The following is a 3,742-nucleotide window of genomic DNA, read 5'->3' as shown; positions in this document are numbered from 1 at the left end:
CCCGCCTCTCCAAACACGCCCCCACGAATCAGCGTGGCCATCACAAAGTGTTGTTGTTCAATAGGTGGCTCCTTGTCCTTGGTGATCCAGTTATCCAGCAGTGAATAGAAATCCACTTTTTGTTTCGGCTGACGATACGCCTTTCCTTGTGTCGTCACTGAGCCGTAGGGTTCAACCGCAATTGGGCCCAGATCCTCTTCAGACGGATACCAGGTATCAATCGTCCGCAATGCATTGCCCAGCTTCTGGGAATGAATGCCAGCAACGCCGTTGATATCGTACAGGGTCCGGCTTTTGTCTCCCCTGCCCCGGTCGAGAATCAACTCCTGACTGGGGAAGACTTCCTGCCCATTGCCCAAACGGACGAAGGCCCTGATTTCAAGCAGGACATGGCTTTTACCGGACAGGCCGCCAGCGATCACCTCTGTCAGGGAGGCCAGATCTCCTTTGGCGGCGGTCGGAACCTCAAATCCCCGAAGTGAAAGCTCCAGAGCATTAAACGTCCAGCTGTTCGCCGCTGAGCCGTCTTTTAGCTGGCTCACATGCACTTCCACGCTTTCAGCCCCTATACGGTTGCGCCACAGAAAACGGCCGTTCGCAAGGTTGAATGCATACCGCGCTGCGAGTTCGCTGAACCCCTGGTTACTCACATAGCCACCAACTACTGATAGCAGCTTTTCCTGGTATTCGGCGTTGTTGCACGCCGATGGAGTGCCCGCGCCGCCCAGCACGCGCAAGGTAAACCGGGCCATCAGTGTATCGCCATCGCTGGGCAACGTGGCCACATCAACCGTTTGCAGATTGGGATATTCGATAGCTGCATCCAGTTTTGCGGGGTCCTGATCCTTCGTTTTCAGGCGGTTGGATATTGTGCCTCGCACGGATTTTTCCCGCAGGCTTACAGGGCTCCAGGTATCGCTCTGGTCCCGGCTGTTCCAGGTGCCCGCGAAAAACAGTGCGTCCGATGGGTCCAGTTTACGCTCGAAAGCGAGCACCGATGCTGTTTTCAACGTGTTCTCTGTCATGCTCTTATTCCTCTTACTGAATTGTACTTTCAGGTAAACAGATCAGGCGTTCAGCCTTCTATCACCGTAGGAGTTCGTACACTGGTATATCCCGGCATCAGGTTCTGCTTCTGCTCGCCACAACAGGTCCTCTATGCTGTGCAGCCGGTGAGGACTGACCCATTCGCCAATCGAATAAAGGGTTTCCACGAATCGAAACGGTGTTGTGTTATCCCGGGCCCGTGCAACCTGCCCCGGCTCGAAGACGTCCGAAAGCGCGCCGTAACCAACAGGAATAGGGACTGTCCAGCCAGGAGGACGTCTTACCTGCCACTCAACCTTACCGTTCATGTCCGAATCTTCGCCTTCTGAATCACCATGAGTTTCCGGATAGACATGCAAGCGGGAAAGATCCAGCCATGCATCCAGAGCGGTGGCTGCTGGATTCTCGTTATGCAGCTCTGTCAGCCTTTTTTCGAGCAGGTCATGACGGGAAACAAGTGCAAATCCAGGGAGCAGTTGGCGACGAAGAAGCCTGAATTGCTGAAGCCACTCATCCCTGCTGTCCGCCACCGGAGTCAATCGGGGCCGGGACTGCCAAGCCTTTCCCTTCCTGCGCCCTGGAACAACGGAACCACCAGCGATTCGCATGCCTTCAACGATATGACCAATTTCTTCTGCCACGGTTTGCCGCTGGCTATCGTTGAGATTTACAGCCTGCCCGGTCACACCAAATATCAGTGAGATCTCAATATGTGCCCGGCCTTCTTCGCTGATGGCGGCGGTGCTGCCATCTCTACTGACCGGATTGCGAGTGAGGCGAAAAGCCCTTGTATAACCGCCTTCTGTAACCTGGGGTTCAAAGTTGTGGCACACCACACCAACTTGATCGAGCATCAATTCAATGTGCGCCGGCAATTTTCGGTCCAGCGCCTGCATCAAGCCCAAAAATGCACTGATGGCGGGGAATCCCCAGGTCATTGGCGACGAAATAGCGTTAGCGTTTTGCACTTTTAGCCGGGGAATCACGAGGATTCCTTCTATATTTGAGGACAGCGTCATTCCTCCAACTCCTGTTCCAGTGCATCAAGGGCCTCAATCCAGCGCCTGTCCGTGTCCAGATTTTTCAGCCAGTTGCCATCATTTTTCAGTTCCTCGCTCCAGTGCCTGTGTTCCGGGTCGCCGGCAGCAATTACTTTTGAGAGCGCTGAGTTCAGCCAGTTCGCAAACCGGTGACGGACTTCGCCGGGCCAGTCTCCGGCTTTCCATCGGGCACGAAACGCCTCATCCCACTCGGCACGTCCGGGATCGAGCCACAGAACTTCAGCTTCATTTAGTTTGCAGTCTCCACTCTCAGACCACCCGGGAGGTAGGGTTCGAAGCTCAGCAGCAAACTGCAGCAACTCACCGCAAAGGTCATTCAGCAGTTCATCCCGATGGTTCCGGGTATCCATGGTTTTTGCGGGATCAGTAGCAAGAAACTGCACCAGCCTCCGGGTCACGCGCCTGACCTCCAGACGTGTGCCAAAACGCGGGAAGACAGAATCGGCTTTTAAAGGCGGTGTAATATCACGACTCGTCCAGTTGGGGGGCATGGATGCCAGCAGGTAGTTGTTCCCCCCACGCTCACTGTTCAACTGGCTGATATTCTGAGGTTTCGTGCCGCCGAGCTTTTGGATTGCGAGTTCGGGGTAGACAAAGTACCCATGCTCAAAGGCTTTTTCGTCATACCGGGCCTTCCGCGCGGCTTTTGAGCTATCACCGAAGCGATCCTCATTTATCTGCAAAAACACGTGATGTGCCAGTGACGTTGCATACAACGGGGCCAGCAAATGGAAGTGGTCGTTGTTGCCGGGATCGTCACCAACCAGAAAATAGATTTGCTTAGCTCTGGTATGGGAGCTATTTACATCGCCTGGTTCGGTAATGCTCGCGAAGGCGTCCACCCACTCATCTGCCTGATCGCGGCTATCAGACAATGCCTCCATGAGAGCTTCATCTCTCTCCAGAACCCGGTCCAAAAGTGATTTCCCATTCAGCTGCAACCGAAGGAATTTGTAGACATCCAGAGCCGCTGCGTTGCCAACAACATCGCCGTGGAAAGATGCCCCTAGTGAGTGTGTCCCAACAAGGCTTTTGGCGCCAAGACTGTTTGGTGGGGCGTAAAGGCTGGAACCTTTAGCATCAGGATGCGTCGCTTTGAGGGAGTGTGTAACCAACTGAATCTGGCGAACACGCCTCGCAGCATCTCCGATCCAGTTTTCATACTGAAACTGTTCTTGCAGCGCAGCGCGCTTGGGATCGTCCAAGGGGAGCTTTTCGAGTTTGCCTTCAAGGCGCTCTCCTAAAAAACTGCCTCCCCGGTGCTCCGCGGCCCACTAGATTAGAAACACGTCCGCTCTGCTGAGCACCGGCTAGACTTCATAAGCTGGACAGTGATCGTTAGCTCTTTGGAGGCTTGGTCCCCGTCAAAAAACATGATCCAGGGGAAGCTGCGGACCCGTTATTGGTGGCGCCTTTTGGCGACCCCGTTTAGGAATGTGATCTGATCCGAGTCCCCGTCCAGCATTCTCTTTGCTGGAGGATTCTCATGAAAAAGCTCAATTCAGAACGTAAAGGTTTGCCGGTCATTAATGATCGTGCCGCAGGAATCGATATCGGCTCTCGCTTTCACGTCGTGGCGGTCCCAACCGACCTTGCTGAGCAGCCAGTGCGGACATTCAGAGCATTTACAGCTG

At 54.4% G+C, this 3,742-nt stretch carries 3 protein-coding genes and 1 pseudogene; 1 reads left to right on the top strand and 3 read right to left on the bottom strand.

All coding sequences use genetic code 11. The features are described from left to right. From csy3 to csy1, 3 genes are all read right to left on the bottom strand, one after another. A partial coding sequence (gene csy3, locus AAC035_RS19530; RefSeq protein WP_339806785.1) for a type I-F CRISPR-associated protein Csy3 occupies positions 1–1,025 on the bottom strand: 1,025 nt, incomplete at its 3' end. Between the two features lie 42 nt (positions 1,026–1,067). Then, positions 1,068–2,066: a type I-F CRISPR-associated protein Csy2 gene (csy2, locus tag AAC035_RS19525; protein ID WP_339806783.1), complete on the bottom strand. Its 999-nt coding sequence runs from the start codon at positions 2,064–2,066 to the stop codon at positions 1,068–1,070. Further along, positions 2,063–3,313, bottom strand: coding sequence for a type I-F CRISPR-associated protein Csy1 (gene csy1, locus AAC035_RS19520; RefSeq protein ID WP_339806781.1), 1,251 nt, complete (start codon positions 3,311–3,313; stop codon positions 2,063–2,065). The genes csy2 and csy1 overlap by 4 nt, the downstream gene beginning before the upstream one ends. A gap of 281 nt (positions 3,314–3,594) precedes the next feature. Between csy1 and AAC035_RS19515 the strand changes: the two are divergent. Further along, positions 3,595–3,742 (top strand): annotated as a pseudogene (locus AAC035_RS19515) (IS110 family transposase); the annotation flags it as partial.

The organism is uncultured Marinobacter sp. (assembly GCF_963974375.1).
Taxonomy (GTDB): domain Bacteria; phylum Pseudomonadota; class Gammaproteobacteria; order Pseudomonadales; family Oleiphilaceae; genus Marinobacter.
This window is presented reverse-complemented; position numbering and strand designations above follow the sequence as displayed.